Annotated in this window: 26 protein-coding genes and 2 pseudogenes; 14 read left to right on the top strand and 14 right to left on the bottom strand. The window is 47.7% G+C overall.

What is annotated here, in order from left to right; all coding sequences use genetic code 11:
* Window positions 1-96: 96 nt before the first annotated feature.
* The 3 genes and pseudogenes from hisC to KME11_20375 all read left to right on the top strand — a co-directional run bounded on the left by hisC (window position 97) and on the right by KME11_20375 (window position 1,896).
* Window positions 97-1,152, top strand: a complete 1,056-nt coding sequence (gene hisC, locus KME11_20385; protein ID MBW4517568.1) for a histidinol-phosphate transaminase — start codon at window positions 97-99, stop codon at window positions 1,150-1,152.
* Between the two features lie 7 nt (window positions 1,153-1,159).
* Window positions 1,160-1,573, top strand: a pseudogene (locus KME11_20380) (fatty-acid oxidation protein subunit alpha).
* Window positions 1,561-1,896, top strand: a complete 336-nt coding sequence (locus KME11_20375; GenBank protein MBW4517567.1) for a XisI protein — start codon at window positions 1,561-1,563, stop codon at window positions 1,894-1,896. Before KME11_20380 ends, KME11_20375 begins: the two are co-directional and overlap by 13 nt.
* A gap of 35 nt (window positions 1,897-1,931) precedes the next feature.
* Here KME11_20375 and KME11_20370 read toward each other — a convergent pair whose 3' ends face one another.
* Window positions 1,932-2,819: a polyphosphate kinase 2 family protein gene (locus KME11_20370; protein MBW4517566.1), complete on the bottom strand. Its 888-nt coding sequence runs from the start codon at window positions 2,817-2,819 to the stop codon at window positions 1,932-1,934.
* 12 nt (window positions 2,820-2,831) lie between these two features.
* Between KME11_20370 and KME11_20365 the strand changes: the two genes are divergently transcribed.
* The 3 genes from KME11_20365 to mgtE all read left to right on the top strand — a co-directional run bounded on the left by KME11_20365 (window position 2,832) and on the right by mgtE (window position 6,379).
* A complete protein-coding gene (locus KME11_20365; GenBank protein MBW4517565.1) occupies window positions 2,832-3,770 on the top strand; it encodes a HEAT repeat domain-containing protein in 939 nt (312 codons plus the stop codon).
* Window positions 3,767-4,630, top strand: coding sequence for a hypothetical protein (locus KME11_20360; protein ID MBW4517564.1), 864 nt, complete (start codon window positions 3,767-3,769; stop codon window positions 4,628-4,630). The genes KME11_20365 and KME11_20360 overlap by 4 nt, the downstream gene beginning before the upstream one ends.
* A 399-nt stretch (window positions 4,631-5,029) precedes the next feature.
* Window positions 5,030-6,379: a magnesium transporter gene (gene mgtE / locus KME11_20355; protein MBW4517563.1), complete on the top strand. Its 1,350-nt coding sequence runs from the start codon at window positions 5,030-5,032 to the stop codon at window positions 6,377-6,379.
* A 13-nt stretch (window positions 6,380-6,392) separates the two neighbouring features.
* On the opposite strand, the gene KME11_20350 is transcribed toward mgtE, so the two are convergent.
* Together KME11_20350 and KME11_20345 are read right to left on the bottom strand one after the other, a co-directional pair.
* Window positions 6,393-6,965, bottom strand: coding sequence for a thioredoxin family protein (locus KME11_20350; GenBank protein MBW4517562.1), 573 nt, complete (start codon window positions 6,963-6,965; stop codon window positions 6,393-6,395).
* 125 nt (window positions 6,966-7,090) lie between these two features.
* Window positions 7,091-8,224 (bottom strand): cob(I)yrinic acid a,c-diamide adenosyltransferase, encoded by a 1,134-nt coding sequence (locus KME11_20345; protein ID MBW4517561.1) that lies wholly within the window; start codon window positions 8,222-8,224, stop codon window positions 7,091-7,093.
* A 268-nt stretch (window positions 8,225-8,492) separates the two neighbouring features.
* Between KME11_20345 and KME11_20340 the strand changes: the two genes are divergently transcribed.
* From KME11_20340 to KME11_20330, 3 genes are all read left to right on the top strand, one after another.
* Window positions 8,493-9,068, top strand: a complete 576-nt coding sequence (locus KME11_20340) for a hypothetical protein (protein MBW4517560.1) — start codon at window positions 8,493-8,495, stop codon at window positions 9,066-9,068.
* Window positions 9,065-10,195: a DUF5357 domain-containing protein gene (locus KME11_20335; protein ID MBW4517559.1), complete on the top strand. Its 1,131-nt coding sequence runs from the start codon at window positions 9,065-9,067 to the stop codon at window positions 10,193-10,195. The genes KME11_20340 and KME11_20335 overlap by 4 nt, the downstream gene beginning before the upstream one ends.
* A 98-nt stretch (window positions 10,196-10,293) precedes the next feature.
* Complete coding sequence (locus KME11_20330) at window positions 10,294-11,073, top strand: ABC transporter permease (protein ID MBW4517558.1); 780 nt, start codon at window positions 10,294-10,296, stop codon at window positions 11,071-11,073.
* A gap of 13 nt (window positions 11,074-11,086) precedes the next feature.
* On the opposite strand, the gene gatC is transcribed toward KME11_20330, so the two are convergent.
* Window positions 11,087-11,389, bottom strand: coding sequence for an Asp-tRNA(Asn)/Glu-tRNA(Gln) amidotransferase subunit GatC (gene gatC / locus KME11_20325; protein ID MBW4517557.1), 303 nt, complete (start codon window positions 11,387-11,389; stop codon window positions 11,087-11,089).
* 29 nt (window positions 11,390-11,418) lie between these two features.
* On the bottom strand, window positions 11,419-11,940 hold the full coding sequence (locus tag KME11_20320; protein ID MBW4517556.1) for a photosystem I assembly protein Ycf3: 522 nt from the start codon (window positions 11,938-11,940) through the stop codon (window positions 11,419-11,421).
* 165 nt (window positions 11,941-12,105) lie between these two features.
* Here KME11_20320 and KME11_20315 point away from each other — a divergent pair, with 165 nt between their 5' ends.
* Together KME11_20315 and KME11_20310 are read left to right on the top strand one after the other, a co-directional pair.
* Window positions 12,106-12,384 (top strand): hypothetical protein, encoded by a 279-nt coding sequence (locus tag KME11_20315; GenBank protein MBW4517555.1) that lies wholly within the window; start codon window positions 12,106-12,108, stop codon window positions 12,382-12,384.
* 135 nt (window positions 12,385-12,519) lie between these two features.
* The gene (locus tag KME11_20310) at window positions 12,520-13,827 is read left to right on the top strand and encodes a hypothetical protein (protein ID MBW4517554.1); all 1,308 of its coding nucleotides are present in this window, start codon (window positions 12,520-12,522) and stop codon (window positions 13,825-13,827) included.
* A gap of 30 nt (window positions 13,828-13,857) precedes the next feature.
* On the opposite strand, the gene KME11_20305 is transcribed toward KME11_20310, so the two are convergent.
* The 3 genes and pseudogenes from KME11_20305 to KME11_20295 form a co-directional block, all read right to left on the bottom strand.
* Window positions 13,858-15,648, bottom strand: a complete 1,791-nt coding sequence (locus KME11_20305) for a caspase family protein (protein ID MBW4517553.1) — start codon at window positions 15,646-15,648, stop codon at window positions 13,858-13,860.
* A 27-nt stretch (window positions 15,649-15,675) separates the two neighbouring features.
* On the bottom strand, window positions 15,676-16,059 hold the full coding sequence (locus tag KME11_20300) for a hypothetical protein (GenBank protein MBW4517552.1): 384 nt from the start codon (window positions 16,057-16,059) through the stop codon (window positions 15,676-15,678).
* Window positions 16,060-16,286: 227 nt separating this feature from the next.
* Window positions 16,287-16,849 (bottom strand): annotated as a pseudogene (locus KME11_20295) (Uma2 family endonuclease).
* Between the two features lie 281 nt (window positions 16,850-17,130).
* On the opposite strand from KME11_20295, the gene KME11_20290 reads away from it, so the two are divergent.
* Window positions 17,131-17,775 carry a hypothetical protein gene (locus tag KME11_20290; protein ID MBW4517551.1) on the top strand — a complete coding sequence of 215 codons (645 nt, stop codon included), beginning with the start codon at window positions 17,131-17,133 and terminating at the stop codon, window positions 17,773-17,775.
* On the opposite strand, the gene KME11_20285 is transcribed toward KME11_20290, so the two are convergent.
* Complete coding sequence (locus KME11_20285) at window positions 17,728-18,051, bottom strand: type II toxin-antitoxin system RelE/ParE family toxin (GenBank protein MBW4517550.1); 324 nt, start codon at window positions 18,049-18,051, stop codon at window positions 17,728-17,730. The two genes, KME11_20290 and KME11_20285, sit on opposite strands and share 48 nt — an antisense overlap.
* Window positions 18,052-18,197: 146 nt before the next feature.
* Entirely contained in the window at window positions 18,198-18,449 is a 252-nt protein-coding gene (locus KME11_20280) for a type II toxin-antitoxin system ParD family antitoxin (GenBank protein ID MBW4517549.1), read from the bottom strand.
* 232 nt (window positions 18,450-18,681) lie between these two features.
* Between KME11_20280 and KME11_20275 the strand changes: the two genes are divergently transcribed.
* Both KME11_20275 and KME11_20270 read left to right on the top strand, forming a co-directional pair.
* Window positions 18,682-18,927: a DUF1902 domain-containing protein gene (locus tag KME11_20275; GenBank protein MBW4517548.1), complete on the top strand. Its 246-nt coding sequence runs from the start codon at window positions 18,682-18,684 to the stop codon at window positions 18,925-18,927.
* Entirely contained in the window at window positions 18,928-19,125 is a 198-nt protein-coding gene (locus tag KME11_20270; GenBank protein MBW4517547.1) for a type II toxin-antitoxin system HicA family toxin, read from the top strand. It begins immediately after the preceding gene.
* A 49-nt stretch (window positions 19,126-19,174) separates the two neighbouring features.
* Here KME11_20270 and KME11_20265 read toward each other — a convergent pair whose 3' ends face one another.
* From KME11_20265 to KME11_20250, 4 genes are all read right to left on the bottom strand, one after another.
* Complete coding sequence (locus KME11_20265) at window positions 19,175-19,486, bottom strand: hypothetical protein (GenBank protein MBW4517546.1); 312 nt, start codon at window positions 19,484-19,486, stop codon at window positions 19,175-19,177.
* On the bottom strand, window positions 19,470-19,766 hold the full coding sequence (locus tag KME11_20260) for a BrnT family toxin (GenBank protein ID MBW4517545.1): 297 nt from the start codon (window positions 19,764-19,766) through the stop codon (window positions 19,470-19,472). The genes KME11_20265 and KME11_20260 overlap by 17 nt, the downstream gene beginning before the upstream one ends.
* Window positions 19,767-19,811: 45 nt before the next feature.
* Window positions 19,812-20,969, bottom strand: coding sequence for a DNA polymerase III subunit beta (gene dnaN / locus KME11_20255; GenBank protein MBW4517544.1), 1,158 nt, complete (start codon window positions 20,967-20,969; stop codon window positions 19,812-19,814).
* A 794-nt stretch (window positions 20,970-21,763) separates the two neighbouring features.
* Entirely contained in the window at window positions 21,764-24,238 is a 2,475-nt protein-coding gene (locus KME11_20250; protein MBW4517543.1) for a glycosyltransferase, read from the bottom strand.
* Between the last annotated feature and the right edge of the window lie 34 nt (window positions 24,239-24,272).

Raw genomic sequence — 24,272 nt, 5'->3', positions numbered from 1 at the left:
TCTCGAAGGAATAGATTTAACACCCTATCATCTCTCAGGCTGATTGCGCCCCTTCTCGGTAAAATAGAAACTGCTGCCCTCAAGCCTTCTATCCCTATGAGTTACTTCCGCCCCACAGTTGATGCCATGAATGGCTACGTTCCTGGAGAACAACCCAAACCGGGCACACCCATCATTAAACTCAACACCAATGAGAATCCTTATCCGCCCTCGCCCAAAGCTATGGCGGTTCTGCAAAACCTGGATGGCGAATGGCTGCGACGATACCCCGATCCGTTTGCGCGGGAGTTTTGTAGTGCAGTGAGTGATGTGTTGGGTGTTCCTGCCGATTGGGTAATAGTAGGAAATGGCAGTGATGATGTGTTGAATGTGTTGGTGCGCGCTTGTGCCGAGGGGAGCGATCGCCCCATTGTCTATCCCATGCCCACCTACGTTCTTTACCGCACGCTAGCAGAAATTCAGCCCGCAAACACGGTAGAAATTCCCTACAGCGAAAACTTTGAACTGCCCATTGATGCCCTCGTTGCCGCCCAAGCCGCCATTACGTTCATCGCATCGCCTAATAGTCCATCGGGGCACACGGTGCCGCTCGATCAACTACGTGAATTAGCAGCGCGGGTGAAGGGAGTGTTGGCAGTAGATGAAGCCTATGTAGATTTTGCTGAAGGTTCAGCGTTGTCGCTCGTGCAAGAATTTGAGAATGTGATCGTACTGCGGACACTTTCAAAAGGCTATTCGCTGGCGGGTTTGCGGATGGGCTTTGGAGTGGCAAATCCCAAGCTATTAGCAGGTTTATTTAAGGTAAAAGATAGTTATAACCTTGATGCGATCGCCATTCAGGTCGGCGCTGCCGCCATGCGCGACCAGACGTATAAAAATGCATGTGCGACAAAAGTAAAGGGCGATCGGGCTCAGATGATGATTGATCTCAAGCAGCTTGGGTTTGAAATGCGTCCCTCCCACGGTAATTTTTTGCTGGCAACTGTGCCTTCTGGCAGTCATGCCGAAAGCCTCTATTTAGGGCTAAAGGAACGAGGAATTTTGGTGCGCTACTTCAACCAACCTGGGCTAGCAGATAAGCTGCGCATTACTGTAGGAACAGCGGAACAGAATCAGATTTTGTTGGAAGCATTGGTGAGTTTGTTGCAATAAGGCTGTTATGGCAAAAGATTTATTTCGCCCTGTAGTGAGAGACGCACTCATCAAAGACGGCTAGCAGATCACCCATGATCCTTTTCCTGTTGACTATGGTGATGTCCAAATGCAAATTGATCTTGGTGCGGAACGACTAATCGCTGCTACTCGCGGTCAAGAAAAAATTGCTGTCGAAGTTAAAAGCTTTACCAAACCATCAGCTATCTCCGAATTTTATACTGCTGTTGGACAATACCTCAACTATCGGCGAGCATTGCGATCGCAGGAGCCAAGTCGTATTCTGTACTTAGCTGTCCCTAGCCAAACCTATGATGAATTTTTCCGCCTACGGTTTGTTCAAGAAGGGGTAGATGAATATCAAATGCGTCTAGTGGTTTATGAAATAGAAGATAGGAGTATCCTGCAATGGATAAGCTGAATCACTATCGCCAAGTTGTTCAACAAATCCTCACTGAACACGGCCAGATCAAGCCTGCCTATGGTGAGATCGAAATGGGAGTTTTGTTTAACCTAGAGCGCGATCGCTACCAAGTCATCCGTACAGGATGGCTGCAAAAAAGGCGCGTGTACGGTGCGCTAATTCACATCGACCTGAACGGAGGGAAAATCTGGATTCAATATGACGGCACAGAAGTGGGTGTTGCCAATGAACTCACCGAACAAGGAATTACCAAGGAAGATATTGTCTTGGCATATCACTCGCCTTTCATGCGCCAATATAATGGCTTTGCTGTGAGCTAATCCTGACCACTGAGCCAATCTTAAATGCCCTCTGTCTATTCATTCTCCAAAATCGCTTTAACCCGCAAAAGCTCCTGCAAATGTTCTGGATTCATCTGAGGATATTGTAAATTCAGTTCTTCTAATTTTGTACAAACAATATCAGCAACTGCCAAGCGAGTAAACCATTTGCGGTCGGCTGGAATCACGTGCCAGGGTGCATGATCAGTACTGGTGTAGCTAAGTACCTCCTCATAGGCATACATATAATCATCCCAAAATTGTCGAACTTCAAGATCGCTGAGGGAAAATTTCCAGTTCTTTTCAGGGATATTAATGCGTTCTAGAAATCGCTTTTTCTGTTCATCCTTAGAGACATTGAGGAAGAATTTAAGAACAACGATTCCGTTATTATCTAAGTATTTTTCAAAGTTGTTGATTTCCTCAAACCGTTGCTGCCAAATGCGCGCGGCTTTGCCGATACCGGAAGGGTCGCCTTTCGGCAAATGGGGCAACTTCTGTGTAGCCAAGATTTCAGGATGAACCCGTACCGCTAAAACTTCCTCGTAGTAAGAACGGTTAAAAATGCCAATGCGCCCCCGTTCCGGCAATGCTTTAAACGATCGCCATAAATAATCATGATCCAATTCCTCTGTTGAAGGTGCTTTGAAGCTAAACACCTGACAGCCCTGTGGGTTCACGCCAGACATAACGTGCTTAATGGTACTATCTTTGCCCGCTGCATCCATTGCCTGAAAAATTAGCAGTAGCGCATAGGTATTTTGGGCATACAGCACATTTTGATAAGCACCAATCCGTCCTGTATCTGTTTGGAGCTTGGCTTGAGCCTCGGTCTTATCTTTAAATTCGCCCGTATACTTGGGGTCATAATCTTTGAGAGAGATAGTTGCGCCGGGTTTAACGATCAAAGGTTTGTGATTCATAGAGGAAAGGGGATGGCAAAGTCAAAAAAACAAGAAGAGTTGCTGGCTAGCTTGGCTGAAGTGCGGAATGATCCCACATCGGAGGCTGGCATAGCGGTTTTGCGTCAGATCCTGAGTAGCAAATTTTCGATCGCCATTGCCCAAGCTGCGAAGGTAATTGGAGAAGCTGAAGTGCGATCGCTGATTCCAGAATTAGCTGCTGCATTCTCCAAGTTTATGACAAACGGGGCAGAAACAGATCCGAGTTGCAAAGCGAAACAACGGATTGCCGAAGCCCTATACCGCATGGATTATTCTGAAGAATCGCTGTTTCTTGGGGGCATTCATTTTGTACAAAAGGAGCCAGGCTGGGGTAGCCCAACCGATACGGCTGCCGCACTACGAGGCACCTGTGCCCTAGGCTTGGTACGGATGAATTATGTTGATGTGATGAGCGAATTAGCAGATTTGTTAGCCGATGCCGAATCAGAGGCGCGGATTGGGGCAATTCGGGCGATCGCCTACACCGCCCATCCTCAAGCTGTGCCACTGCTGCGATTTAAGGCTCGAATGGGCGACGAAGATCCACAGGTTGTATCCGAATGTTTTACGGGGCTGATGAGTTTAGCGCCTCAACCCTCTCTACCATTAATCGCTAGTTTTTTAGACAAATCTCCCGAAATTAGCGAGATGGCAGCATTGGCTTTAGGCGAATCGCGGCAGCCTGAAGCGTTTGAGATTTTGCGGCAGTGGTGGCAGCGCACAACAATGACAGAGTTGCGGTTAACGGGTTTACTGGCGATCGCTATGTTGCGGCAAGATCATGCTTTAGATTTTCTGTTAACGCTAGTTGCAACGGGAAATCAGCGCGATCGGGATGGGGCGATCGGGGCGCTCAAAATGTATCAATCAGATGCTATTCTCTGGCAACGGGTACAGCAAGCCATGGCAGGAGACGCATCTAACCCATGATTTTGATTGAAGGCAATTTTTCTATTTTGGGTTCGGCTCCCGATGGCGACTCAATTCGTTTCATGCCCCACGACTTGAGTTTGTGGAATCAGTTAGGGCAACCCGTTAAGTTTAATCAGGCAGGCGTGACGCAACTGCGATTAGATGCGATCGACTCTTTAGAAACTCATTTTCAGCCGCCCAAAAGCCGGATTGGGAGCCAACATCAGCCACCACCCTACGCCGAACAAGCAGCAGTTAGATTGCTCAATTTGTTGGGATTTGATACTGGCACCATTCAACGAGATGACGAATGGTGCGTGATCGCAGCTGACCCAGCGATCGCTCCCGGTTATATTTTGACTCACTTTGCCGACCAATATGGACGAGCATTAGCATTAGCGTTTCCAGGGCGATCGGGAAAACAGGATGGCAGTAAGGTGGTCATGGATAAAAATTGGATACAACAAAGCGTTAATTTTCAACTCCTTAAAGAAGGATTAGTCTATCCAATTTTCTACAACAATCAGCTAGCACAGATTCGGCAGTTTTTAACAGCAGCGGTTGCCCAAGCCTGTTCTACAGAAGCAGGGCTGTGGTCAGTCGATGTCACAACCGCAGGGTTTACGATTTCAGGATTTAATTCTTTAACCCAAGAATCGGTGATTTTTCCTAAGCTGTTTCGGCGATTAATGGGATATTTGTCGCAGCATGACGGCATTGATTTAGGAGACCTAGAAGCATATTTGACGGTGAACAGCGATCGCCTCATCCTCCTTCCGGAGGGCACCCCAACCACGCTGAAAAATCTGCTAAAAATTGATGGACAAACAATCCGCCTGACGCAACCCATCAAGAATTTGCTATTCATGGAGAAATAAAAATGACCGGATTTCCCAATTTTTCCGGGAATACTGCTTCTCTGGGAATACTGAGAGAGCCTCCTGATGCAGCAATTTTATTTCAGTTGCGAGTTTGCTTGTAAGAGTAGGACAGCCTTCTAGCCTAACGGGTAACATGCCCGTCCTACAAATCATTGGGCTGTTAATACTTGAAGAACTCAACAAGAATTGCAGAAATTGCATAAAATTCCTAGCCGACAATCTCTAAGACGGCTAAAATGTCCCATTAGCGGCTGTTGTATACAACAACCGATGTAGAGTTACCCGATTTTATGGACCAAAGTCCATCCCCACATAGTAAATTCGTCCTCTAGCCCGGTGTAGCCATTGTCTCTACGACTCTAGTTTCCCGGCGCGAGGGGACTATAGGAGGCTGAAATGCTCACTCAGGAAAACAAAGATGTCCTGCTAGAACTTGTCGATTTAAATCAGGCGAAGGGAGAGTTGAATCGTCTCCAAGCTGTAGATGTGGGCGATTACATTGAAGAGTTGCCGCTTGAAAAACGGGCGATCGCCTTCCGGTTGCTTCAAAAAGATAAAGCGACCGATGTATTTGAATATCTTCCCCCCGATGTGCAGGAGGAGTTGATTACCTCGCTCCACACCGCAGATGTAAGGAGTCTAGTCGATTCCATGCGCCCCGACGATCGCGCTGAACTATTCGACGAACTGCCTGCGCGTATCGTTAAACGGTTGCTGCAACAGCTTAGTCCCAGTGAGCGTGCCGCCACCGCCACTATCTTGGGATATCCAGAGGGCACTGCCGGACGGGTCATGACCACTGAGTATGTGCAACTCCGCCGAGGATTAACTGTAGGTGAAGCCTTAGAAAAAATTCGGCAGACTGACCAAGATAAAGAAACTGTCTACTACGCTTACGTCATTGATGAGCGGCGTAAGTTGGTGCAGGTCGTGTCTTTGCGGCAATTGCTATTTTCAATTCCAACTGCCTATATTCGTGATATTGCCAGTGAGCGGGTGCTGAAAGCCTACACCGAGATGCCGCAAGAGGAAGTGGCGCAACTCATGAAGCGGTATGACCTGCTGGCGTTACCTGTGGTCGATCGCGAAGATCGGCTAGTCGGCATTGTCACCATTGACGATGTTGTGGACATTCTGGAGGAAGAAGCCACTGAGGATATTCAAAAACTAGCCGGGGTTAGCGGAGGCGATGAGGCAGCATTATGTTCGCCCAAGGTAACGATACGCAAGCGGTTGCCGTGGTTATTAGGAAACGTGGTGTTATATGTGGGTGCGGCAAGTGCGATCGCTCCTTTTCAGTCTGTGATTTCCCTAGTGCCTGTTTTAGCAGTGGTGATGCCAATTCTTTCTAATGCCAGTGGCAATGTAGCAATCCAAGCGCTTTCAGTGACAGTGCGAGGGTTGGGCATGGGGGAAGTGACCCATCATGACGCGTTAAAAATTTTGCGAAAGGAAATTTTGGCAGGTTTAGCTTCTGCATTAGCACTAGGGCTTTCGTTGGCAGTGCTTTCATTAATCTGGGCACCTCCTTCAGAGCATTGGGTAGCACTAGTAGCTGGGTCAGTGATGATGATTAATGTACTGATAGCAGCGAGTTTGGGGACGCTGCTGCCCCTGGGGTTAAAGCGGCTGAATCTCGACCCGGCGTTAATCAGTGGGCCCTTACTAACTACCACTTTAGATGCGATCGGATTCTTGACGTTTTTAACCTTAGTCTCTGTAGCGTTAAAAATTGTGGGTCGGTAGGAGAACCCTGGTGCTATTGCACCACTTGTCCTCCATGACTACGCGGGTCATCGGTTCTGGCTTGAGCACTGTCTTGGGTCACGGGAGGTTCTATTTCAGAGACACGACCTCGGTTTTGGAGATGAGGCAGAGGAGAGGCAGTGGCGAGGGCTTCAATGTTGCTTGCCATGATGGCACGAGGTTGTTGACCAATGGTGCTGGCGATCGCTTCTCCTTTTTGCGTCAGGAATTCAAAGTGAGGAATGCCATCAACCCGATAGCTCAGCATCTCGGGAAGCCATTTGTTGTTATCGACGTTGAGCATGACGAAGTTGACGCGATCGCCATATTGCTGCTCAAGTTCGCTCATATCATTCGCCATTGCTTGACAAGCCGAGCACCAGTTGGCGTAGAACTCTACGAGAGTGGGCTTACCGTTTTTGAGCGCTACATCAAGGGGAACAGCGATCGCTGCCAGGCTAGTAAGGGAGCCAGAGCTTGTGCCCGTTCGCAGACCCAAAAAGAGAGCAACGCTAAGGACAACAGCAACCAGGACAATAATGAGGTTACGGAGGCGAGAGGCAAGGGTTGATGAAGTGGCGGTCATAGCGATCTGAGCCTAAAAAGTTCTACATTAGACCTTTAAATGGTAAACACATTTTAGGCTGAAAGCGATCGCTTCAAATGACACGGCTTCTAACGTCCCCCATGAACCTGGTCTTTTAACCCTGCTTAAAAATCTACGCCTCGTTTGAGATCAATACCTTTTTCAGCGTAATGTTTGTGGCAGTAGACTTCAGAATGGACGCTGGCGAGGTCGAAGTAGTCTGGGGGATTTTTGCAGCGTCCGGTGATAATAATTTCGGTGTCGCGCGGCTTTCTAAGAAGAGCTTGGACGATCGGTTCTTGCGGAAGTAATTCTAGATCTACGGTGGGGTTGAGTTCATCAAGAATAATAGTTTTGTAAAGACCAGAGGCGATCGCCGCCCTCGCAATTTCCCAACCGCGCTCAGCCTCCACATAATCCAATTCTTGTTGTTGCCCCCGCCACACGATCGCATCCCGTCCACAGCGCTGATGATCCACTAAATTAGGATAGCTTTGGTGAAGCGCCGCGATCGCCGCATCTTCGGTATAACCCACCCCACCCTTCAACCACTGCAAAATCAACACCCGGTGCGACTTATCCTGACTAATTCCTTTTCCGATCGCCTGTAACGCTTTGCCTAACGCACTAGTCGATTTACCCTTACCTGCACCGGTATAAATTTCAATACCCTCAATGCCATGCGCCAACGCATTAGGATGATGATACGCCTTCATCTCAGAATGCAGGTCAGCAATATCTAACACGGCTTGGGGCGCAGCCCGTCCTGTGGCAATGACCTCTAAATCGGGGGATTTATTCAGTAAAGTTTTTACAACCTCTTCAACGGGCAGCAAACCCAGGTCAAGCACTGGATTAATTTCGTCTAAAACTACGACTGAATAAAGCCCAGAAGCGATCGCTCCTTTTGCCACATCCCAGCCCCGCTGCGCCTCCAAGCGGTCAAACTTTGTAATTTCATCTGCTCCAAAAAATTCTGCCCGACCCGTCCGTACCTGGTCAATTAAGTGCGGAAACCCGCGCCGCAATGCTTCGATCGCCGCATCTTCATCGTAAGTCCGTCCAGGGCCCTTCAAAAATCGCAGCAGCAACACCCGCGTTTGCGTCCCCGTGTGAATGCCTAGCCCAATCGATCGCAGCACCACACCCAGCGCTGCCTGCGACTTTCCCTTCCCCAGCCCGTCATACACGTGGGTCTGACCTGCTAACCGCTCAGACCGACCCTGGGCTGTCCGAATACCGATGCCTGATCTAGTCATGACTTTAGTATTGCTCACTTTAAAGAAGGATAAATTAAGAGAGATAAAAGAAGGAAAAAAAACTTCATTCGCGCCTTCACGGTAACACTACAAGTAGTTATTCTGACCTAAATATTACTAATATTTACTACATGTAGCGTTTTTACAAAAAGAATTAACTCCTAGTTCCTCCTTGTGCTGCCCACTTCTTTTCCTATCCCACAGATCCATTCTGTTCAGGCTGAAGTACTTTTAATGAAAGAATCTCCCTGCATTTTTTCTTGAACCGATGTTCTTTGACTTCATCCCTAGCGTTGTTCCTCTCCGAGCGATCGCCTTTCAGATCGTATTTTTGCTGATGGCGATCGCCATTGAAGCCACCGTCCTTCATAAACAACTCAATATTCCCCCGAAGCAAAGCGTCCAGTTTGCCGCCTCTATTAATTTATTAACGACAGTTTTAGGCTGGCTAGTCACGTTCTTGCTGTTGGGAACCTCCCTGGCACTGCCCACGCCTTTACTCACAGAGCTAAAGATAGCGCTGATGAACTTTATCTTTTTTGACCAATGGTCTAACGGCACTGCCGAGCTATTAATCATGATTTGCTTCATTACCTTTTTTGTCAGCCTGGGCATGAAGTGGCTGGGGCTGGTCGGGCTAGATTGGTTGATGAAAAAAGATCTCCCCAAAGCTCCTGATGTGGTCGTCGAAACAGGGGTTTTTGTTTCACCTCAGCGTAAACCCCGCCAGTTCCGTCCGCGGCTCAACACCACCCTGGTAGCTAATGCCTGGAGCTATAGCGCAATTTTGGTGGCGCTGTTGCTGCGGATCGTCTTCCAATCAAACCTTAATGTGCCGCTGTGAAAAAACTTATTGACCAGTTCCAGGCACGCTTCAAAGACGTTCAGCAATTTTCGGGGACAACGGCGCTGTTGCTAGGGATATTTTCTTGGCTGGTTTACCTGCTAATTCGTGAACCCGCTGCCAAAGAACTTGTCGCGCTGACTGGCTGGTTTTTCCTCATCATTGGCACAGATTGGGTACTTTTCAAGAAAACTGTGCCTATTCCGCTTTTAGGTTTGAAAATTACTTATGGGCCCTGGGTAACCGGGGCATTGCTGAGTATTGCACTCTATAGCAATCGTTTCTTCATTCAAGATTTCCCGACCGCGCTGATTAGTTGGCCGTTGTTATCTGGCATCATTGCTGCCATCCCAACTTTGCTAAAAACGGGCCCTCAGATCAAAAAGTTTGATGACTTCCTCCCTTTTGAGCGGCAATATCTCGTTTTGCTCGCTCTAATTTCAATTCTGCTAAGCTGCTGGATTCAGTTTCATTTCTTGCTTGATAATTTGCTTCAGCAGTATCCTAGCCTTCTAGCCGATCGCAACGTTAACAAAAGCGCCTTTATTGTTCGGCTCAATTCCCCTCCTGTTTCTCAAGGTGTAACGATTCTAGACACTGCCGAAGCCATGATTCGAGATGAACTTCGCCGCGGGGAACTGAGGGGGCGATCGTGGGCAGATGGACAACGGCTCCTCCGCAATATTCAAGCCGAAACCTCGCCTATTCGTCCCTTCAACATGGCTCCGGTGATTGCCCAAAAAGTTTTTGGCAATATCCCTGGCGCTGAAGAAGCCCGCCTCTGGCTTTACAACGCCCAATTTTTTCCTAGTAACATTGACAACGCCCCTGGCTCTCAGTCTCCTTGGTACGGCACACTTCTTCTGCAAGCCATTTGGCGGGGCCCTAGCTCTCAACCCAACGGCTACACCTTAGCTAAATCCTGCCGTGTCCCCCGAGAGCCAGATGCACCGCCAGTTAGAGGCTTAGAACGTCCTAAAGAACTCAGCTTTTATCTCCTTAAATGCGACCCCATTGACTCGCGTACCAGCGGCATTACAATCGATCGCGCTCCACCTCCGGCAACGGCTCCCTGGTGGAACCTTAACCCTCGGACTCCTGCCGCTAGTCCAACGCCTAGCATTTAGAGTTGCCAAAGCATCCTGATCCAGCCATCCTCCCAGGAAATATTTAGCCTTGGCAGGGCATATTAAAAGCGGTCGAATCAAAAATTTAACGGGTGTCTATGAACTTAGGTCGAACTCTAGTAGTGGCTTCCAACGTATTCCGCGAGGTAATCCGCGATCGCGTTCTCTATATCATTGGCTTCTTTGCTCTGCTCATGATTGCGGCTGCGGTGCTCCTTCCCGAAATCGCAGCGGGTAATGAAAACAAAATCATCATCGACATCGGCTTAGCCGCCATGAGTCTTTTCGGACTGGTCGTCACCCTTTTTGTCGGCACAGCGCTCATTAATAAAGAAATTGAGAAGCGCACAGTCTACGTCCTGATCGCAAAACCAATCAGTCGCGCTGAGTTTGTTGTGGGCAAACATGTCGGGTTATCGGCAGTGTTGGCGGTGTTGTTGGCAGCAATGACGGCTATCTTTCTGGCAATACTCAGTGCCAAACAAATTTCTTATCCGGTCACCAGCATTTTTGTGACGGTACTCTTTCAGTTTCTAGAACTTGCTCTTATTGCTGGAGTTGCCATTCTTTTTGGCGTGTTCACCAGTTCATTGATCGCCATGATGCTAACCCTAGCAGTTTACCTAATGGGGAACTTTAGCCGCGATATTGTCACATTGGGAAATTTGGTAGAAAGCCCAGGCATTCGGCAGATGACTCAAAATCTTTACTTGGTGCTGCCCGACCTGTCGCGCTTTAACCTTAAGAACGAAGCAATCTACGGCATGACTTTACTGCCCCAGCCGCTAGACTTGCTGGGGAGTACGATCTATGGGCTGGTGTGGATAGGATTGGTATTAGCGATCGCCGTCCTGATCTTTTCTCGCCGAGAGTTCTAATCAGTTAAAGAACTTAATCTGCGCTCATAATCTTTGGCACCTTAAAAAAGTCTCCTTGAATGTTCGTCTCTCGGTCGGGGGCACTCTCCAAAATTTGCTCCCGTTCTGGCGAAGGCTGCAACGCATCTACTCGCGCCACATTGCTCACCTCGATCGCCCTAGTCGTAGGCTGAACGTTGGTCGTATCTAGCTCGTTCAACTGCTCAAAGTAATCTAGGATGCCATTGAGTTGCGTTGTAAACTGCTCTTCTTCGCCAGCCGATAAATCTAGTCGCGCCAAATGAGCCACTTTATGAACCTGTTCTCGATCAATCATGATTTAGCCTGCAAAAGAAAATCTAGCTTTTAAAAGAAAACATCTGCCTTCGATCGCCCAGTCGTCTTCATCCAGTTCTGCGCCTCAATGTAGTTATTGGGAGCCTGACGAATGGCGCGTTGCCAGTAATCCGCAGCCTTATCGAACAGTTCTTCAGCCGCTTCGTTATCGCCTTCCTCCTGCTTCATCTCGCCCAAGTGATAATAAATAACCGCGATATTATTCAACGCCTGGGGCATCCGAGGACTGATTTCAATAGATTGGTGATAGAGTTCTAGCGCTTTGTTATGGTCGCCGTTGCTCGCAAAGATTAAGCCCATGTTGTAGAGAATGAAACTGCGATCGTAGGGGTCTTTTTCTAGCCGCAGAGCCTCTTCATAGTTCGCCATCGCCTCGGCGTATTCGCCATCGCCCTGAGCCGACATCCCATCTCGGTAGTAAGCAAATGCTTCTTTGGCGGCTCGGCTGGTGGGTAGCACCTTCAAAATCATGTCTGCCATGACAGTAAAGGTTTTATCAATAAAGTTGTCATTTCGTTGAGATCTGGGCATGGTCGCCTCGGGTAAGAATTTAGGAAGGACAGAAAGAGCGTGTTAAAGCAGTCTAAATGGAATACTGGAGAACATCTCACAATTTAATACTTTAACCTGATCCAACCCGACAACACGCAGCTACAATAACCGCTTCACGTAGCTTCACCTTAAACAGCCGTAAAGATGCGCATCTTATCACCAGATCAGCCCAATGGTGCAAATTTAAGTAATTCCCTCCTTCTCGATAACGTCGTCATTTTTCCTGATGGCTCTGTCACGTGGCTTACAGCTAACCCCATATCCTCTGAGATGATTTCAACCGTTGCCTGTGAAATTGTTCCAGAGGAGTATTCTTTGCCCGTTGAACACCTGCGTTTGCCTCAGCCTCAGCCTCCTGAGATTTTCGTCACAGAGCCAGAATTTACTCCGATGCGAATATTAAAGTCTATGAGGCACCTTTGACAGTTTATTCTGTCTAGGTGACTGAGTTCTAAAGGACTGAGTTCTAAGGGACTAAGTTCTGAGTGACTGCGTTTTCCCCATCATTTAGAACCAAAACCTATACTGAAGAGAGCAGATCGTTTGAGGTTCAATGGCATGGCTTTAAACCCTTCCGTCATGCAAGCGGTAGAGAGATTAGGTTATCGGGTGACAGTTGGAGATGTAGCGTCTCAAGCGGGATTAGAGGTGCAGGTTGCCGAGCGCGATTTGCTAGAACTTGCCTCTGAAGCGGGTGGGCATATGCAGGTTGCAGAGTCGGGCGAGATGGCATACCTGTTTTCCAACAATTTTCGGGATGTGCTGCGTAACAAATATTTTCGGCTACGGCTTCAGGAATGGTGGAGCAAAATCTGGGGCGTTCTGTTCTACATTATTCGCGTGTCGTTTGGGATCGTGCTGATTGCGTCAATTTTGCTAATCATGCTGGCGATCGCCATTATCTTGATTGCCCTAGCCAGCAGCCGAGGCGACAATGACAACGACAGCGGCGGAAGTTGGGGTGGCGGTTCAGGAGGCGGTATGGGCTTTTTCAGCCCTGACTTTTTCTGGATTTTTACACCCAACTATTATGACGATCGGGCGCATCGCCGTAAGTCAAGCCGAGACGGAAACGAAATGAACTTCCTAGAATCGGTCTTCTCTTTCCTTTTTGGCGATGGCGACCCCAACGCCGATCTCAACGATCGCCGCTGGAAAACGATCGCCACCGTCATTCGGAATAACAATGGCGCGATTGTTGCCGAACAGGTCGTTCCTTATTTAGATAATCTGGGCGATCGCTCTCAACAAGAATTTGAAGACTATATGCTGCCTGTGCTGACGCGCTTTAACGGCAGACCAGAAGTGAGTCCGACGGGGCAGATTATCTATCACTTTCCTCAACTGCAAGTTTCGGCACAGCAGCAGCAGTCTAGATCCGTCGGCGCTTACTTGAAAGAATCCCTGTGGCGATTCAGCCAGGCAGGTTCGGGACAGATCATACTAGCTGCAGGCTTGGGTGGCGTTAATCTCGTTGGTGCGCTGGTGCTAGGCAGTTTACTACGAGATGGAACGATCGCTGCTCAATTAGGCGGTTTAGTTGCCTTCGTCGGCGGTATTTATGGCATTTTGCTAGCCTATGGCATTGGCTTTTTGGGCATTCCCTTAGCTCGCTATTTCTGGATTCAGTGGCGCAACCGGGGCATTGAGTCGCGGAACGTATTACGCCAAGAAAGAGCAATCGCTCTTAACTCTGGCAGCGATACCCTTAATCAAAAACTGAGCTTTGCCAAACAGTTTGCAGCCGCTACAGTGGTTGATGCAAAAGACCTGGCATATACCACTGAGTCAGATTTAACAGAGCAGGAGTTCTTGAACGCTGACAAAGTGGACGCAGAATGGCGGAAAAGATTGGAGCAGTCGTAGTTCAATCATCCTCATACAGAACATAGAGAACTATGGTTGCTGACATTCCACATAGCCTACCTGCTCAACAGGCTGTCCACACCAATCTGTCTGATTTCGCACAAAAGGCTTATTTTTTGCCCATCCTGGCACCTGCGTCAGAATATAGTCCTTTGCCTGTTCTGCTTCCGCTTTGCTGGCAAATCCTTCTCCAACGCGCACTGCATACCATTCATTTCGCTTAGCAATTGCCGCCGATAGCCCAGCGTTTTCTGCAATTTTCACTTGTTCTTGCGCCAGTTCCAAGGTGCTATCACTAGACACTATCACCACCCAAACTGATGGGGTCACGGGCAATGGCTCAGGCGTGGGAATGAGATCAGGGCTTGGAATAGGAGATGAGTTAGCCGGGGAAGGAGGAGACAGATCAGGCGCAGGAAAGGGTTCAGGAGTGGCAGAGCTGCCTACTGCGATCGTCGGACTTACCGGAGGAGAGACAGAGCCATAATCTGAATCACCAGAGAGTAAGAGCCGTGCGCCTGCCCCGACTGCAAGCCCTACGCCAATCACAGCCACAATAATCCAGAGGGAATGACGCGATCGCTTGCGGGTGCCTTGAAACGATCGGTCTTCTTGTACAGGAGCAGATCGTACAGGGGTTGAAATGAGGGGTTGAAAATCGGGAGTTGAACTCTTAGAGAGATTAGGAAAACTCTCTTTAAGTGGGGTTTGAGTGACCTCCTGACGCACTTCTGGTTGAATCAATCGTCGAGAGATCGCCTCAACATCTTCTTTCCGTAACCCTAAAGCCTTTTGAAAAGATTGCAGTTCGCCCAATGTGGTGTTGGGGAGCGACCCTTGCGGTATCTGCGAAGCAGTCCGCCGTTGTTGCAATTCAGCCGCCAAAACTTGCTCATAGCGCAGCAGTTTCGCCTGATATTCTTGGTAAGGTTTCATGACCTCTGCCTCGATCGCCGCTGCAACATCTGGTAATAATCCTAGTGTTGTCTGGCGCACATCTAACGTGTGCCGCCCGATCGCCGAGATTGTGCCCCGGCTAAAAAAGCGTTCCACCTCTTTGCGATAAAGCACCTTCGGATCGCTCGTCGGTGCTTTCGCCAAAAAGATGCGAAACCCTTCCTCGACTGCATAGATTTTAGGCTTCATTGCAGGCGATGTATCTTGTACCTTTTTGCGTGCATAGTCGTGCAGTTCATCGACCGCAATAAATCCATCATTGTCGGTGTCAGCAATTCCTGTTTCAATTCCTTCCACAATAAAACGGGTGTACACCGATAGTTCTGAGCCTTGTTGCTCAAAAGAGTATTGCGTCGAGGTCGATGAGGTTAGCACTGCCCGTCCCTCGCCGCCCAATTGCGACTGTACATCAACAACGCCATCATCTTTCGCCGTCATACCCTCAGCAAAAGCGCCGCTGAAACAGCAATCTAAAATGACGATCTGGCGCTTACAGCGCGATTGGCTCATGATATCTTGCACAAAACTCGCAGGCACAGCAGTCGCTTTGACTAAATCGCCATTACTATTTTTGCGGGTTAACGGCGTTGCAAAGTATAGCCGTCCGCGATCGTCTTTAATGCCATGACCTGAGAAAAAAAGTAGCGTTAAATCTTCCTTCACGCCACTCGAAAACAAAGCTTCGATCGCCTCCTGCATTTGCTGCACTTCAGGATTTGCCAAAGTCTTAATCTCATCAAACCCGCCCATGTCTGGATGCTGCAACACCCGCTGCATCGCTTCCATATCGCGCACCGCTCCGGGCAAAGGATTTAACCCAGGCTGATATTCACTCATTCCAATCAGCAGTGCGGCTTTTTTCATGGCTATTTTTCCTATGGCTACTTTTCCTTACGATTGCTCAACTTCAACAAAATCTCGAGCAGCTTTCATCGCGGCTTCTAACTCTTCTCGGCTGTGTGCCGTTACCTTTAGCTTTCTACCGTTCGCTTCGACTTCCAGTTCAATGGGTTTACCGCCAAGGCGATCGCCCAAAAAACCCAACACTTTTTTACAGTTAGCAGCATTCACTTCTGCCGTCAAAATACCTATTAGCAAGGCTCCCAAGGATTTATTGCCAGCGGGCGGATGAGGATCAACCACTCGGTTTGCTTCGACTTCATCCAGATCTTGTAGTTGATACAGTAGGTTCTCAACTTCTTCATCCCGCTCTTCGTCATCTAGACCTGGATCACTAAAGTTAATCGTGAATTTAATGGTGTCACTGGTCATCATGATTTTCCTTGGTTAGTAATTATACACAACCACTATTAGTTTAATAGACGCGATCGCCCCTTCAGGGTTTCCCGATCCTAATATTTTATATTTCGCAAACCCTGCCGCTCTTTACGTTAACCCGTTGGTTTCCCCTATACTGGGGGCGATCGGCAAACGTTTCTAGTACCCTGACAGGTAATTTTCAACAAAAAAACGGAAAACAGGAACTTGCTATGATGCTTCCTTTATTCAGGTAGTGCCAGCCAGCTAAAGATCTCTGCTGCTGATAAGGTGAGGTCGATATCTCGCAGGATTGGTAACGGCTCTGTTCCCTGATATAGCTTCACCCGCGACTCTGGCAAAATTGCTAGCACAGTGTCATTTTCTGGATCAAGCAGCCAACCTAGCTCTGTACCATGCTCCATGCAGTGCAGCAGCTTAGCTAAAACCTTAGTCTGAGATTGGTCAGGAGAAAGGATTTCGATCGCCCAATCGGGAGGAATTTCAAACCGATTAGCCACTCTACCCGCCGAAGTGCGCGGAATCCTCCGCCACCGAAACACGGACACATCAGGCACGATCGCCGCTCCGCCAAACACACAGCGCAGTTCTGAAAAAGCTTTAGCAATTCGCGGTGACTCTGCAACATAATCAACACCTTACAAAGTCCAACTTGTAGAATGCTGTGTTCCCCTTGAGGCATAGGTTTTTGTGTAATTTGACTGTTGATGAATTCACTAGCAGGTTGAGTTTCTGGCAGTTGCAGAAACGCTTCCAGTGTTAACAGTTGAGTTGGAGTTTGAACCATATGCCTCCAGAGATTGATTTCGGAATGCTGCAATAGGCGGCGATCGCAATATTTTTGATGCTTTTAGAAGCATAACTTTTCCGTAATCATAAATTTGGAACAGATTGGCAATCGGTGGGGATGGCGATCGTGCTTGGGAGATTGCTGTGCAGGGTTGAAGGGGCGTTGGGTGGGGGAAAGATGCTGCTCTATTAGGAATAAAGTCTAGTTAATACAAGTGTTCTTATGGACAACAGTATTTCTATAAGCCAGATTATACCTACAGTATTAGAGAGAAATAGGTGATAGAAGAAGTCAGCGATTCACAGGAAGACATTTTTCCAGAAGGCGATAGAAATAGCCTACTTAATAACAACGGAGGACATGAAGATCAAGAGGAGTCTGGGGAAACCTTTGAGGACTTGTTTAATGATGATACAGATGCTGGGATGGGTGGTGATTCACAGACTCGAACACGCCGTAAAAGACCTCAGCGCAATTTTCCAGCCGCAACCTTCGAGGAATCATTAGAACTAGCTCTTGCCATTCAGAAGCATGCATCAGGTCAAAAGATTCGGTATCTTACACTATTTCAGGAAATGGGACGATCTGCGGAAAGTGGTACAAGCCGTCAGTTAGTAACCAACTCTAATAAATACGGTTTGACGAGCGGCAGCTACAAAGATGGGTATCTTGCACTGACACCAGATGGCTATACTGCTACAGCCGAGGATATGCCTGAACGTGAAAAGATTCGTGCCCGCTTTAAACTCGCAATTGAACAAGTTACATTTTTCAAGAAGTTGCACGAACACTATGTGAACAACCGACTACCAATAAAAATACAACGAGTCAAACAGCGATCGCTGCTCCAAAATCCAATCTACAAGGCGATCGCCCTACACCTCACCGTCCAAAATGCTGATGATGTCTCGCGTTGCATATAGAATTCGCACAACTTCGATATCACTATCATGCTCAAAATAGAAAATCAGGTATTTCCTGAAATCTTTCACTGCCCATTTCCGTAACCCCTGCAAACGAGAATTTTCGACAAGGTATAAACTACCGGTTCCTGGCATTTTGGCAAGCTGAGCGATCATCAACCGTGCAGAATCAAAAAACTGTAGAGCGGCTGCGAGGTTGTTCTCAGCAATGTAAGCAAAATGATCATTTAAGTTCTGGCTAGCTTTCGGTCTGAGAGGATGTCTGAGAAGTCTCAAGGATTCTTACACTCGCCCCCCAACCCCCCATTCTGGGGGACTTCTGCACCAGTCCTCCTTCAAAGTCCCCCAGAATGGGGGATTTAGGGGGCGGATCGGATAACAATCTAGACTTCTCAGACATCCTCTGAGAATGATTCATTTGGTCATGCTTCTGGCTGATGCATCCGCTCAAGCTGGGTGCGTTTTTGCTCCCACCAGTCATCTGTTGCTTCAATGAGTTCTCCGCTCTCCAACCCATCTAGCAACATTGACTCGACTTGCTTTCGTTGCAAAAGTCGCTCTTGCTCTCGCAGAATCAACTGATAAATATATTCACTGGCAGTGTTAAAGCCAGCCGCTGCTGCCTGCTCTTCGACAAATGCGAGAATTTGGTCTGAAAGCGTCATGTTCAGCATTAATCATCAACCTTAAGCCGTGATGTTTATTTCCCCAGTATAGCTAACGAACTTTTTCAAGTCACCGCTCAATTCCTTACTCTCTTAGTCTCCACTTGGGGTGAACGGCGATCGCTTCCCACTCCAATAATCCGAAAATCATAGGCAGTACCGAGGCGATCGAGTGTCTTATATTGAAGAGGCGATGCGTGCTAACGCACAGGCTAATGCCAATGCTCAACCGGAGACAAGTATGGAATCAGCAATTTATCAAGTCAGTGCCTTTTGGGATGCAGATGCAGCAGTCTGGGTAGCAACCAGCGAAGATGTGCTCGGATTGGCAACGGAAGCCGATACCATCGAAGCTTTGAGTCAAAAATTGCGGGATATGATTCCTGATTTGCTTCTGAGTAATCATCTCATCTCTGCCGATTATGTAGGTGCGATCGCCATTCAATTGACCAGTCATCGGCAAGAACTCATCGAGGTTGCCTTATAAATGGCTGCATCGCTAACCTCCGCACTCAAGAAACTCTTGATAGAAGCAGGTTGTTTTTTTGAGCGTCAAGGCAAAGGAGATCATGAAATCTGGTACAGCCCAATTACTGATTGGCGATTTGTCGTAGACAGTTCAATCAAATCTCGTCATACAGCAAATGCAGTTCTCAAGCAAGCAGGATTGCCAAAGGCTTTTTAGTTTGGTTGTCCGTCCGGTGAATGTCCAAATTGCCTGCTTAGGCTAAGAATTACTGCGACTCTAAACGAATTTCCTGCAAAATCTGGGCAACCTCATCTTCAGAATGGTGATATCGCGCCAAAACCTTTGCAGTCGAGTCCAGCATCTGGTTCGCAAACATCTGACTTAAATCCTGACGAAGGCATTTTCCAATGTAGAACTTGAGAAGTGCCTCTAGCGACATATCCCGCTGTACTGCAATCCTCCTAAGCGACTCTAGTATATCTTTGGGAATCTGGATTGAAATCGTTTCAGCTTCGCGGGGATGAATCCGCAACTCTAGATCTTCTCCTAACTCCAACTCTTCATTGAGATTGTTCATATAACCTCCGTTCGGAACGAGTAGCAACACGAGCAGAAATCATTCTAATTTTCGATCGCCGCTCCACATGGACAACAAGCAGCAGCCGTTCAGCGATCGAGTATCCTAACGCAAAATCTCGCACTTCACGATTTGCCGATGCCTCACCTACCACATGAAAGGGATCCAGAAAAACTTCTACTGCCTCCTCAAAAGTAACTCCATGTTTCTCAAAGTTGCTTTGGGCTTTGTTCTCATCCCATTCAAACTCGAATCCTTCTAAGCGATAGGTCGTATCCATGCTCTTAATTTTAGGCTGATCTCTCGTTCTCTATCAGAGCAAAAATCAGGATCTCACTTGCACTGGCATCACCAGATACGTCATCTTCATGCCGCCTAATGGCGTTAAAATCGAAGGACTGGTTGCGGTATTAAACTGCATCTGTACCTCTGTTGTGTTCAGCGCCTTCAGCCCTTCTAGCAAATATTTGACGTTGAACGCAATCTCCAAATCGTCGCCAGAAATTTGTGCCGGAATGGCTTCTCGACCGCTGCCCACATCTTGAGCATCTACAGACAGAATAATTTCTTGATCAGTAGTCGTGAGGGTGAACTTGACGATGCTATTTTTTTGGTCGGCTAGTACAGCGATGCGTTCTAGAGCAGAGGTTAAGAGACGGCGATCGCACGTCATTTGGCGCGAAAACTGTTTGGGGATCAACTGCCGATAGTTAGGATATTGCCCTTCTAACAGGCGGCTCGTGAGACGCTGATTTGCCCACTCCACAATCAACTGCCCTTGATCAAACCGAATGGCGATCGGTTCCGCCGAGGCATTGCTCTGAATCATTCGCTCTAGTTCTCGCAATGCTTTACCAGGAACCGTGACATCGAACTTGCCTTTGTGGTTCTTCTGCTCAGCCGGATCACCATCTCCTGGCTGAACATTTGCCGTTTCTACGACTGCTAACCGATGCCCATCAGTCGCCGCAAACTCCATACCATCCTCGTCCACCGCAATGTGAACTCCCGTCAAGACTTGCTTAGTCTCATCAACGCTCGTTGAAAAGAGCGAACCTCGTAGTCCCTCCAGCAATGCTTCAACGGGCAAGTAAGCCACGCTGCCATCAACCAATGTGGGTAGCTCAGGATACTCCTCTGCGCCCATGCCTCGGACCTGGTAACGTCCAGCGGCACAGGTCAGGGTCACGAGAGTCTCATCGGAACTGCCGTCTAAGGTAATCTCACCATCAGGCAACCGAGAGACGATATCCCCCAGGAGTTTTGCGGGCAAAGTTAGTATGCCACCTTCTTTAACCTGAACTTTGAAGCTGGTTTGCACTCCTAAGCTGAGATCGAACCCAGTGAGACTTACCTGCTGCGTCTCTTCGCTAGCGTTCAATAGAACATTAGCCAGAACGGGATGGCTAGGACGAGAAGGCACGACGCGGCTGACTAAAGACAGGTGGGTATTGAGTTCGTTCTGGGTACAGGTAAGTTTCATGAGGGTGCGCAAAGAGCTAGAGAAGCTGGGTCAGCAAGGAATAGAAGAAATAAAGGCACGGCAAAGAAATTCTAAGGGTCTATCAGCTTTTGCGGTGACGCTTAAACGAGTTCTTTTCAGGAGGTTATCGTAACACTCCCCTTTCGATAAGAGTGAGTTTGTTCACAAATTTGTTGGCTCAGGTTAATCTATTTGTCCGGAGAGTTCTTTCATCTTTAAATAGCTTTAAAGAGATCTAGTAGTAGTAGAGCCTGTGGAAAATGTGGAAAAGATTCTCAAAGCCTTACTATAGATAAGTCATAAGGACTTTAAGGGTGTGGAAAACCTGTTAGGGAAAACCGAGGTTTTCAACAGGTGCCTCGATATCCCATCAAGTTGTTAGAACTACCTCAGGATTATCCACGGGTTTTCCCCAACTTTTCCACAGAAAAAGGTGAGTTTTCCACAGGAAAGATTTGGATAGTTTTTCTTTACAAAAGAAAGTTACAAATATTTGCCTTAGGAAACTAATCGGTCTTTGGTTGATTTTCCGTAATTTAAAGGTGGGTAAAGTGGGTTGAAGACTCGCAGGAATTTTAGTTAAGGCTGGAGGGGGGCTTGAAAAGAAGTCTTGAGATGAGACTGAGTTTAGAGAGTGCTTAAAGACAGTCTTATTTTGAGAATGGCAAGAGGGTAAAAGGCTAATGGAGTAGTACAGGCACAAAAGATGTACTACTCCATTAGAGCGGCGACAAGAATTTCACAAGAATTTGAAAAGTAGCGCAAGGATATTTAGACGGTTGTCTAAGGCTGTTTTATCCTAAGGCTTTGACATAAGCACTGTGCAACCGCTTGAGATAGTTTTCCATACTAAAGTTCTTTGCAACTTGCCGTCCTGCGATCGCTAGTCGATCGCGTAGGGCTTTATCCCCCAAAATTTCCTCCAGCTTTGCCTTAATATCGCGGACATCGTAGGGATCAACGTAAAGCGCAGCGTTACCGCAGACTTCGGGTAAGCAGGATGCATTAGAGGTGACAACTGGGCAGCCGAAGTTCATCGCTTCGATGGGGGGTAAGCCGAACCCTTCGTAAAGTGATGGAAAAACGAGGCAATAAGCGCCCCGATAAAGATAACGAAGGCTGTCAGGAGAAACGTATTCTAGAAGACGCACCTGTTTTGAGGAGTCAGAGTCGAATAGGTAGGACAGTTTACCAATTTCGTTTTCCCAGAGCCAGCCTTTTTTGCCCACAATGACGAGGGGCATGTCAGTATTGAGGGCTGCGTAAGCATCGAGTAATCTGCCAACGTTTTTCTTGGGTTCGATCGCGCCGACAAACAGTAAATAATTTTGATAGCTCAAGCCAAAGCGTCTAATCGAAAAGGCAACCTCTTCTTTCGAGACTGGCAGCGGTTGCAGGGCGATCGGTTGATACGTGACTACAATGCGATCGGGGTCAACATCAAAATAGGTCAGCAAATCTTGCTTAGAATGTTCTGAAACTGTGATAGTAACTGCCGATTCTTTTAACGCATCGCGGACTTTGAAATAAAAGTTTTCTTTGTCATCAAGCGTTGCGTAGGGTAATCGTAGCGGAATTAAGTCGTGAACTGTCGTGATTTTTTGCGTTCCCCGAATCTTCATGGGTAGAGGATAGGTCGCGTGCCAAATATCGAGTTTTTCGGAGGCAGAAATATGGGTTGTAATGTTGAGTTTTTTGTAAATACCATTGGCTAGATCGTAGCACTGAGGCAGGTTGAAGGAGGTCGCATACTTTAGAAAATCGTCACTGTATTGACCGCGCTTAACGACGTAATTATTAGAAGGTTTCCGGCGCTTGGCTCGGTAGAGTGGTCCTGCTGCGGTTTTTAGTAAACCTTTGAGCAACATTAGTAGGTTTTGATCTTTATCAATAGTGTCAAAAAAGTAGACTTCATCAAGAATTTCGTTCCCTTTGTAACCGCCTCGACCGAGTAAAACATCAACGGTTGCGCCCATTTCGTTAAGTGCCTGAATCAGGCTTAAACCATAGGTTTTAATGCCTGTTCCTTGAGGCAGTTGCAGATTATAGCCATCAACAAGAACTTTGACTCCTGCCAGGCTGAGGTCTTCTGAATTAATGTTAGCGGGTGCAATTGCGGGTAGAACTGTTTCTGGAACGATAGGAGCCCTTTCTTGCGGGTATCTCACAGAACTAGTCTCCCCAATTTTTTTAGGGGAAAGATCAATAGGAAGGGTAGGAGCAACGGACGGCGTAGCTTCTGTAGGACTTCTGCCAGCAGGATTTTTGCCAGTAAGACTCTCTGCATCCTCAAAAGTATTCACTAGTCCGGGTACACAAACTAAATTTCCGCCTTGTTTAACAATAGAGTAGGGCGACCAAGCTGTAATCCACCAGTCTTCATCGGTGCCCTGTCCGGGTAGATCTAAAACAGGGGTGGGGATGGGCAGTATCGATGCCCAATAGCGACGGTGAGCATGAAAGTGAATGCTGGAGGACGATCGCTTCAGCAAAATGGGGTGATCGGCAATGATATCAGTTTGGAGGGTAGGATGCTCTGGTGCGTCGCGTCCAGTGAGGATTGGACGTTCGGGGCTTTGAATTTGTGCCAGAACTGTTAGGGCATCTGCCCTGACGTTAACGTTGTCTCGGAAGTATGAGATCCAGGCAATGGTTGGGTCGGCAAGCCAGTGGCTAATGCCCAGGTTGATGGCGTTGGGCTGACGTTGATGGGTTGGCGATCGCATCAATTGAACGCCATACTGCTCTGCGATGTTCTGGTTTTGTGCAGCTTGTTCAGGTGAGGAGCCGTCATCGATTATGAGGACAGGTGCCCCAAGTGCAGCGATTTGAGGAAGCGATCGTGCTAAGTTGTCCGGGTTGTTGTAGGTGGTGACGACGATGGCGCAGGTTTGATTGTTTTGCAGAGACTCGAAGCGATCGCTAGCTTCGATTTGTTCGACCAAAGCCTGAGCCTGTCGCTCGTCTGGCTCAGGAATATCAGTTAGTTTAGCTTGAGCATAAATTACAAAAACATCATTAGCGAATGATAAATAGAAGTGTTCAAGAACCTTTAAAGACAACGATTGATCCACTTCTGCAACCATGTCTTTGTGAAAGACTACAAAATTATAGAAGTGAGCAGGGAACAGATGAGAAACACGATAGGGGTAAGTGCCAGAAAAGAGTTCTAAAAAATCATTAGGAGCGAGAAGTGTATTGGAGGGTTTAAGCTGGTGTTGCAAAAAAGCGAGGGCTTGAGTCCAATACTGGTCTGAAGGGAATGACATGGCTTAACGTTGCCCCTAAAAGTCTTAGTTTGCA

The sequence above is a fragment of the Timaviella obliquedivisa GSE-PSE-MK23-08B genome (assembly GCA_019358855.1).
GTDB lineage: Bacteria > Cyanobacteriota > Cyanobacteriia > Elainellales > Elainellaceae > Timaviella > Timaviella obliquedivisa.
This window is presented reverse-complemented; position numbering and strand designations above follow the sequence as displayed.

What these genes read in the sequence shown, in the direction of transcription:
- KME11_20345 (MBW4517561.1), bottom strand. Translation starts at nt 8,224, where the DNA reads ATGACTAGATCAGGCATCGGTATTCGGACAGCCCAGGGTCGGTCTGAG.
- KME11_20310 (MBW4517554.1), top strand. Translation starts at nt 12,520, where the DNA reads ATGGCTTTAAACCCTTCCGTCATGCAAGCGGTAGAGAGATTAGGTTAT.
- KME11_20330 (MBW4517558.1), top strand. Translation starts at nt 10,294, where the DNA reads ATGAACTTAGGTCGAACTCTAGTAGTGGCTTCCAACGTATTCCGCGAG.
- KME11_20280 (MBW4517549.1), bottom strand. Translation starts at nt 18,449, where the DNA reads ATGCTGAACATGACGCTTTCAGACCAAATTCTCGCATTTGTCGAAGAG.
- KME11_20265 (MBW4517546.1), bottom strand. Translation starts at nt 19,486, where the DNA reads ATGAACAATCTCAATGAAGAGTTGGAGTTAGGAGAAGATCTAGAGTTG.
- KME11_20250 (MBW4517543.1), bottom strand. Translation starts at nt 24,238, where the DNA reads ATGTCATTCCCTTCAGACCAGTATTGGACTCAAGCCCTCGCTTTTTTG.
- KME11_20260 (MBW4517545.1), bottom strand. Translation starts at nt 19,766, where the DNA reads ATGGATACGACCTATCGCTTAGAAGGATTCGAGTTTGAATGGGATGAG.
- KME11_20315 (MBW4517555.1), top strand. Translation starts at nt 12,106, where the DNA reads ATGCGCATCTTATCACCAGATCAGCCCAATGGTGCAAATTTAAGTAAT.
- KME11_20270 (MBW4517547.1), top strand. Translation starts at nt 18,928, where the DNA reads ATGGCTGCATCGCTAACCTCCGCACTCAAGAAACTCTTGATAGAAGCA.
- KME11_20365 (MBW4517565.1), top strand. Translation starts at nt 2,832, where the DNA reads ATGGCAAAGTCAAAAAAACAAGAAGAGTTGCTGGCTAGCTTGGCTGAA.
- KME11_20360 (MBW4517564.1), top strand. Translation starts at nt 3,767, where the DNA reads ATGATTTTGATTGAAGGCAATTTTTCTATTTTGGGTTCGGCTCCCGAT.
- KME11_20375 (MBW4517567.1), top strand. Translation starts at nt 1,561, where the DNA reads ATGGATAAGCTGAATCACTATCGCCAAGTTGTTCAACAAATCCTCACT.
- dnaN (MBW4517544.1), bottom strand. Translation starts at nt 20,969, where the DNA reads ATGAAACTTACCTGTACCCAGAACGAACTCAATACCCACCTGTCTTTA.
- KME11_20320 (MBW4517556.1), bottom strand. Translation starts at nt 11,940, where the DNA reads ATGCCCAGATCTCAACGAAATGACAACTTTATTGATAAAACCTTTACT.
- mgtE (MBW4517563.1), top strand. Translation starts at nt 5,030, where the DNA reads ATGCTCACTCAGGAAAACAAAGATGTCCTGCTAGAACTTGTCGATTTA.
- hisC (MBW4517568.1), top strand. Translation starts at nt 97, where the DNA reads ATGAGTTACTTCCGCCCCACAGTTGATGCCATGAATGGCTACGTTCCT.
- KME11_20300 (MBW4517552.1), bottom strand. Translation starts at nt 16,059, where the DNA reads ATGATGACCAGTGACACCATTAAATTCACGATTAACTTTAGTGATCCA.
- KME11_20340 (MBW4517560.1), top strand. Translation starts at nt 8,493, where the DNA reads ATGTTCTTTGACTTCATCCCTAGCGTTGTTCCTCTCCGAGCGATCGCC.
- gatC (MBW4517557.1), bottom strand. Translation starts at nt 11,389, where the DNA reads ATGATTGATCGAGAACAGGTTCATAAAGTGGCTCATTTGGCGCGACTA.
- KME11_20350 (MBW4517562.1), bottom strand. Translation starts at nt 6,965, where the DNA reads ATGACCGCCACTTCATCAACCCTTGCCTCTCGCCTCCGTAACCTCATT.
- KME11_20370 (MBW4517566.1), bottom strand. Translation starts at nt 2,819, where the DNA reads ATGAATCACAAACCTTTGATCGTTAAACCCGGCGCAACTATCTCTCTC.
- KME11_20275 (MBW4517548.1), top strand. Translation starts at nt 18,682, where the DNA reads ATGGAATCAGCAATTTATCAAGTCAGTGCCTTTTGGGATGCAGATGCA.
- KME11_20305 (MBW4517553.1), bottom strand. Translation starts at nt 15,648, where the DNA reads ATGAAAAAAGCCGCACTGCTGATTGGAATGAGTGAATATCAGCCTGGG.